At 60.6% G+C, this 7,322-nt stretch carries 4 protein-coding genes, 1 pseudogene and 1 riboswitch; of the genes and pseudogenes, 1 reads left to right on the top strand and 4 read right to left on the bottom strand.

Translation table 11 applies throughout. The annotated features are described in order from the left end of the window. Window positions 1-136, top strand: a pseudogene (locus JQK88_RS37835) (IS30 family transposase); the annotation flags it as partial. Between the two features lie 333 nt (window positions 137-469). Here JQK88_RS37835 and metE read toward each other — a convergent pair. From metE to glyA, 4 genes are all read right to left on the bottom strand, one after another. After that, a complete protein-coding gene (metE, locus tag JQK88_RS30130) occupies window positions 470-2,815 on the bottom strand; it encodes a 5-methyltetrahydropteroyltriglutamate--homocysteine S-methyltransferase (protein ID WP_203280360.1) in 2,346 nt (781 codons plus the stop codon). Between the two features lie 97 nt (window positions 2,816-2,912). Beyond that, window positions 2,913-3,113, bottom strand: a riboswitch (cobalamin riboswitch). 499 nt (window positions 3,114-3,612) lie between these two features. Further along, a complete protein-coding gene (locus JQK88_RS30125; protein WP_203280359.1) occupies window positions 3,613-4,605 on the bottom strand; it encodes an adenosine kinase in 993 nt (330 codons plus the stop codon). A 106-nt stretch (window positions 4,606-4,711) separates the two neighbouring features. Beyond that, window positions 4,712-5,887, bottom strand: a complete 1,176-nt coding sequence (gene metK, locus JQK88_RS30120) for a methionine adenosyltransferase (RefSeq protein WP_203280358.1) — start codon at window positions 5,885-5,887, stop codon at window positions 4,712-4,714. A gap of 54 nt (window positions 5,888-5,941) precedes the next feature. Then, window positions 5,942-7,279 carry a serine hydroxymethyltransferase gene (gene glyA, locus JQK88_RS30115; RefSeq protein WP_246750110.1) on the bottom strand — a complete coding sequence of 446 codons (1,338 nt, stop codon included), beginning with the start codon at window positions 7,277-7,279 and terminating at the stop codon, window positions 5,942-5,944. Between the last annotated feature and the right edge of the window lie 43 nt (window positions 7,280-7,322).

Below are 7,322 nucleotides of genomic sequence, written 5' to 3'. Positions count from 1 at the left end.
CCACGTCTCGCAGGACCAACTCAACGCCGTCGCCCTGCGGCTCAATCAGCGCCCCCGAAAAATCCTGGACTTCGAAACGCCGGTCGATAGGCTACAGAAGGTGTTGCAATTACCTATTGAACTCACCATCCGATAGCGGCCATCAGCCGAAGCATCTGTCTCAATAGTCGCACCGTCAGCCTTCTCTTTGCCAGCATAAAGCCCTCCTCGTCCACCACAGCTGAGCGGCGCGCACCGATGGCCTGCAGAAGATTTCAGGCTCGGCATCGACATCGAGCCTAGAACCTCTGCCGGAGAACTTGATCGAATTGATTGCTACCCCTGACCAGCAACGCGATACCTGCCGAAGGAAAATTTTAGATTTCCTCGAATGACTTACCCCGAATAACTAATCGGTTTGGCATATTCACGGCCAACATGCGGCAGCCGGTAAATCACCACATGATTAGGAAGCACGAAAGCCTCCGGGCTACACTTTCTCCCGCAGCGCGCATGCTGCAGCGACCATGTTCATGAGGGCAGGGCGAACCTCCTCCCATTTGCGTGTTTTGAGGCCACAGTCCGGATTTATCCACAGTTGGCCGTCGGACAGTCGCTCGCGGGCAAGCATGACGAGGTCCGAAATCTCGCCGACTTCCGGGACCCGTGGTGAGTGAATGTCGTAGACTCCGGGACCGATTTCGTTGGGGTATTTAGAGCTCGTGAAGGCGTCAAGCAGTTCCATTTTCGAGCGTGACGTCTCAATCGAAATTACATCCGCATCCATTTCAGCGATCGCGTCGATGATCTCGTTGAACTCCGAATAGCACATGTGAGTATGGATTTGGGTCGCGTCCTTTACACCCGTTGAAGCGAGCCGGAAGCATTCGACAGCCCAGTCGAGATAGACTTTCCAGTCGGACTTGCGCAGTGGCAGGCCTTCGCGAAACGCGGCCTCGTCGATCTGGATTATCCTTGCGCCGGCTCTTTCGAGGTCCGTCACTTCATCGCGTGTGGCGAGCGCGATCTGGCGGCAGGCCTCGGCGCGGGGTAGGTCGTCGCGAACAAAAGACCAGTTAAGAATGGTCACTGGGCCTGTGAGCATGCCCTTCACCGGCTTTTCCGTCAGCGACTGGGCAAATTGCCACCAGCGGACCGTCATCGGATTGGGCCGCGATACGTCGCCGAAGATGATGGGGGGACGCACGTAGCGGGAGCCATAGCTTTGTACCCAGCCATGCTGGGTGAAGGCGAAGCCGGACAGCTGCTCGCCGAAATGCTGCACCATGTCGTTTCGTTCGAACTCGCCGTGCACCAGCACATCCAGCCCGATCTCCTCCTGCAAGCGGATCGCCGCCTCGGTCTCCTTCCTCAGGAAGGTCTCGTAGTCAACATAGCTCAGTTCGCCCTTCGCATGAGCGGAGCGCGCCTTGCGCACCTGCGGCGTCTGCGGGAAGGACCCGATGGTCGTCGTAGGGAAAGGCGGCAGGTTGAGCGTGCCAGCCTGGACTTTGGAACGTTCGGCAAATGCGCTCTTTCGTTGCTTCATGCCGTCGTCGATGCTGGCGGTCCGCCCCTCGACGAGCGGATCATGGACCTTGGCGGACATTGCGCGCGCCGCGACCGCATCGGCAGAAGCTTTCAATGTGCCTGCTGCGGCCTCCCTGCCTTCGGACAAGGCCTGGGCCAGCACGACCAGCTCTTCGGTCTTCTGGGCCGCGAATGCCAGCCACCAACTGACGTCCACATCGAGCGCGGTCTCCATCCGCAGGTCGATCGGCACATGAAGCATCGAGCAGGAAGGTGCGATCTCGACGCGGTCCAGGGGCCAGCCGGCGACGACAGGCTTGATGAGGTCGAGAATCGCAGGCAGGTTCGCGCGCCAGACGTTGCGGCCGTCGATCAAGCCAAGCGAGAGCACCAGATCCTTTGGTGCGAGCCGACCAACCGTCTCCAACTGCTCGGGAGCGCGCACGAGATCGAGATGCAGGCCCGCCAAGGGCAGAGAAATCGCGGTCTCGAGATTGTCTCCCAGCGGCCCGAAATAGGTAGCCAGCATGATCTTCAACTCGGGCACGGCTTTCGACAGCTGGCCATAAGCGAATTCGAACGCAGCTCGTTCGTTCGGATTCAGATCGAGCACAAGCGCCGGCTCGTCAATCTGTACCCAGTCGACTCCCGAGAGCTTCAGCCTCTGCAGGAGTTGCCCGTAGACAGGCAGCAGCCGCGGCAGGAGCGCCATGGGATTGAAACCTTCAGCAGGTGACTTCGCCAGCTTGAGGAAGGTAACCGGTCCAAGGATGACTGGGCGTGTGTGAATGCCGAGGGCTTTAGCCTCGAGGAAGTAATCGACCGGTTTCGTAGACAAGAGGGCGAAGGTCTGATCGTCGGTCAGCTCAGGCACCATATAGTGATAGTTAGTGTCGAACCATTTGGTCATTTCCATCGCGGTCAAGCGGTGGCCCTGAGCCGCATGCTCGTGGCCGGCATGTCCACAACCCGCGGTCTCACCCTGCTTGCCGCGGGCCATCGCGAAGTAGATGTCGAGTGGGACCTCGCTACCCTTCCAGGCGTAACGGGACGGCACGGCACCGACCATGGCTGCGGTGTCGAGCACATGGTCGTAGAGTGAGAAGTCGTTCGACGGGATTTTCGATACGCCGCGATCGTGCTGCTCCCTCCAGCTAGCGGCACGCAGCGCCTTCGCCGTCGCCAAAAGGTTGGCAGCGGAAGATTTTCCGGACCAGTAGCTTTCAAGGGCGAATTTCAGTTCTCGGCGGCGGCCAATGCGCGGCATGCCGAGGGTTGCTACAGGAACTTGCTGAGAGATAGTCATGCCATACCCCGATGGTTGGGGGCGTGGGGACAAGGAAGGCGCTAGCAGGCCGGCACAAAACCCCCGGACTGCCGCGGCCACCGAGACACCCCGCCCGTGGACGTTGTTTGCCGTGGCAGGTCTCCTGGCTCGCGGGTCATAGCCTCTGCCCAGTCTTCCCGAGGCTATTTGCCTCAGTGACATCAATGGGGTTGGCTCGCCGCTAACAGTTGCGGGGGCAGCGCCGGCATCGCACCGGCTTCCCTCTTAGCTCCGCTGCGGCAACGCCGTACGGAGAACCACGACACGCAGACAATCACAGCAGTCCGTTCCTTTGTCAATGCCACATAAAGAAATGTTTATATGATTATGCGAATGCGCCTTTTGCGCTGTCGACGTGTTCCCAAAGTTGCGTGGATGAGGACCAAGAGGGCGACCTCTCCGACGACCAGACTGCGGGCTGTCAGCAGACGCACCGCATGGGTAGCCGAGATCGTAGGCAACATGCCTGTCGAGCACCGTCGTTTCCTTCTTTCCTTCAAGGCCGGCGAACCTAACTGGGACCTACTCGGAATAACGGGAGGCGCGTAACTGCCGGCGGTGCATTGGAAGGTCGATAAGTAGGCCAAACTTTCGGAGGACAGGCGCGGAAAGCTGCTGTCAGGTCCTCATGAGAGGACTTCTGAGCCTGGACACCAAGATCCGCGACGGAAAACCGCCGTCTCACGGGGATGCGCCTACGACATTCGATTTACCCGCGCTCCCCTGGACAGCCTGCACAAGGGGGAGGTCAGCAGCTCGCCCTTAAAAATGTCCGCCTAAAGCAGCCCAGCCTGTTCCGCCTCGCGGCGCAGGTTCTGGCGCGGGCGCGGGCCGATCTGCTGGATCACCAATCCGGCCGCCAGTGAACCAAGGTCGCCGCAGGTCTTGAGGTTGCGGCCTTGCGTGTAGCCATGCAGGAAACCGGCGGCGTAGAGGTCGCCGGCGCCTGTCGTGTCGACCAGTTCCTCAATCGCGGTCGCCTGGATGACCACGGTCTCGTCGCCGCGCACGATGACCGAGCCTTTTTCCGATCGGGTCACGGCGGCGATCCGGCAATCCTTGCGGATCTGCGCCAGCGCCTCGTCGAACGACGATGTCTGGTAGAGCGACTTGATCTCGTGGCTGTTGGCAAAGACGATGTCTACCGTGCCCGAGCGCATCAGATCGAGGAACTCGTCGCGGTAGCGGTCGACGCAGAACGAATCCGAGAGAGTCATCGACACTTCGCGGCCCGCCGCGTGCGCCAGCTTGGCTGTCTGCCGGATCGCCTCCTTGGCGCGCGGCGGATCCCACAGATAGCCTTCGAAATACGTGACCTTGGCGCCGGAAGCCTTGTCGGCCTCGACATCCTCCGGCCCGAGTTCGACGCAGGCGCCGAGATAGGTGTTCATCGAACGCTCGCCGTCGGGGGTGACGAAGATCATCGAGCGCGCCGTCGGCGGCTCGCCCTGGAGGGGCTTGGTGTCGAAGGCGACGCCTTGCGCATGCATGTCATGGGCATAGATCTCGCCGAGCGGGTCGTTCGACACCTTGCCGAAGAAGGCGGTGCGGCCGCCGAAGCTGGCGATGCCGGCCGCCGTGTTGCCGGCGCTGCCGCCGGAGGCTTCGATCGCCGGCCCCATGCGGCTGTAGAGCAGCTCGGCACGCTGGGTGTCGATCAGGTTCATCGCCCCCTTGATGATGCCGTTGGTCTCGAGGAACGCCTCGTCGCTCTGGGCGATGATGTCGACAATGGCATTGCCGATGCAAAGCACGTCATATTCGGGCATCAAAGTCTCCGCTCAACAGTCCGCTGGCCTTCTGCAATGCCGGCCGGGCGCGGGTCTAGCGATTTGGAATCGAGGTCCCGCATGCCGGCGGATCCAACATCGGCCGTCACGCAGCTGCCGGTCCTGCCTCACGCAGCAAGTCGTCAGCTCTGTCCGTTCTTTCCCAGGTGAACTCAGGCTCTTCACGGCCGAAGTGTCCGTATGTCGCGGTCTTGCGGTATATCGGGCGTAAGAGATCAAGCATCTTGATAATGCCCTTCGGTCGGAGATCGAAAAGCTCAAGAACGACGCGCTCGATTCTTTTTTCCTCGATCCTTGCGGTTCCGAAGGTGTTGACGAGGATAGACACCGGCGCGGCCACGCCGATCGCGTAAGCAAGCTGCACCTCGCAGAGCTCCGCAAGTCCGCTAGCGACGATATTCTTCGCGACATACCGGGCCGCATAGGCAGCCGAGCGGTCAACCTTGGACGGGTCCTTGCCCGAAAAGGCGCCGCCGCCGTGACGCCCCATCCCACCGTACGTGTCGACGATGATCTTGCGTCCGGTGAGCCCGCAGTCGCCGCGCGGCCCCCCGACCACGAACCGGCCGGTTGGATTGACCAGGAACCTGATCCCCGTCGTGTCCAAGTGGGGCGGCAAGACCGGCTTTATGATCTCCTCGATGACGCCTTCGCGGACTGTTTCTTGTGAGACCTCCTCCGCATGTTGCGTCGACAGGACTATGGTATCCAGCGCCACGGGGCGCAAACCTTCATAGCGGACGGACACTTGAGATTTTACGTCCGGGCGCAGCCAGTCAAGCTGTCCCGCCTTCCGGACCTCTGCCTGCCTTTTCGTCAAGCTGTGAGCGAGCTGGATCGGCAAGGGCATCAGTGTATCGGTCTCGCTGCATGCGAACCCGAACATGAGGCCCTGGTCCCCCGCTCCTTGGTCGAGATCCTGCCCTCGTCCCTCGTCTACGCCCTGGCTAATGTCGGGCGACTGCTCGGTGAGAGCCAGAACGACGGCGCAACGCCTACCATCAAAGCCGATCGCATCGTCATCGTATCCAATATCGAGAATCGTCTCGCGGGCAACTTGGCTGTAATCGACCTGCGCATCGCTGGTGATCTCGCCAGCCAGAACAACCATCCCTGTCTTCACCAACGCTTCGCACGCGACGCGCGCCTTCGGATCGGTGCGCAGGATCGCATCCAGGATGCCATCCGAGATGTTGTCGGCCATCTTATCCGGGTGTCCGGCGCCGACGGATTCGGAAGTGAACACGAACTGCCTGGTCATCGAATGTCCTCGCTTCAGCTGTTGGAGTTAGGTGGCGACCTTCGATTGCCCGCCTTACCTGTCGGTGATGCCGGGGACCTCAAACGCAGCGCAGAAGTCCGCAACCTCTCTTCGCACCCTGGCATGGACATCAGGGGCGTCGGGCTGGCGGCAGACCAGGTCGATGAAGGCGGCAATCTGCGCCATTTCCGCCTCGCGCATGCCCATGGACGTCGCTGCTGGTGTCCCCAGGCGAATTCCGCTTGTGACCGCCGGATGGCGCGGGTCGCCCGGCACCATGTTAAAATTCGTAATGATGCCTGCCTTTGCCAATCGCTCGGCATAGGCTTTGCCTGACAGTGGTCGATCGCGAAGATCAAGGATCAGCATATGATTGTCAGTCCCCCCGGTGACCAGGTCATACCCTCGCTCCAGAAGCGCCTGGGCCAGCGCCTTGGCATTCTTGACGATCTGCTGACCGTAGACACGGAAGGACGGGTTCGCGGCTTCCTGCAAAGCGACAGCCAGCGCGGCGATGATATTCAAATGCGGTCCGCCCTGCAGGAGAGGGAACACCGCACGGTCTATACGTTTGGCGAGATTGTGTTTGCTCTTCGGATGATAGAGCGCCTGATAGCGATCTTCATTCCTTGACAAAATGAAGCCCCCGCGGGGACCGCGGATTGACTTGTGAGACGTGCTGCTGACGACGTCGCAATGGCGGACGGGGTTCGGATGCGCTCCTGCGACAATCAGGCCACTGATGTGTGCGATGTCGGCCACCAGATAGGAGTTCACTTCCGAAGCGATTTCGGCCATTGCCGCATAGTCAAAGATACGCGGATAAGCAGTTCCGCCGACCCAAATGAGTTTCGGCCGTTCCCGCTGGGCCGTCTCGCGCAAGCGGTGATAGTCAATCTGCTGCGTCTTTTCGTGCAGCCCATAGGGGACGCGTTTGTAATCAGTGCCTGAGAAGTTGACGGCCCATCCATGTGTCAGATGACCCCCACCGGGGAGGGGCAAGCCCATCACTTTGTCTCCCGGGCTCAACAGTGCTCGATAGATGGCCTGATTGGCCGGCGAGCCGGAATAAGGCTGGACGTTGGCGTGTTCGCTGCCAAATAGTGTTTTCAAGCGCTCAATGGCGAGGTTCTCAAGCTCATCGACGATCTCGTTTCCCGCGTAGTAACGCGCACCGGGGTATCCCTCGGCGTACTTGTTCGTAAAAATCGAGCCGGTCGCTTCCAGCACGGACGAAGAGGCGAAGTTCTCGGAAGCGATCAGTTTGAGCGTCGTCCGCTCCTGCCGCTCCTGTCTTAGAAGCAGGTCGTGCACGCGGCAATCGACGGCGGCCAAGGAAGACCGTCTGTAGGTGTCGGGCTGCGCGGTCGCGGCGTCTGCGGAGTTGTCCATGACAGTGTCGCTCCCACTGGATTGATCTATTTCACGATCACGC

Origin of the sequence: Mesorhizobium caraganae (assembly GCF_016836705.1) — a bacterium.
Taxonomy (GTDB): domain Bacteria; phylum Pseudomonadota; class Alphaproteobacteria; order Rhizobiales; family Rhizobiaceae; genus Mesorhizobium; species Mesorhizobium caraganae.
Note: the sequence above shows the minus strand (reverse complement) of the source record. Positions and strands in the feature narration are given on the sequence as shown.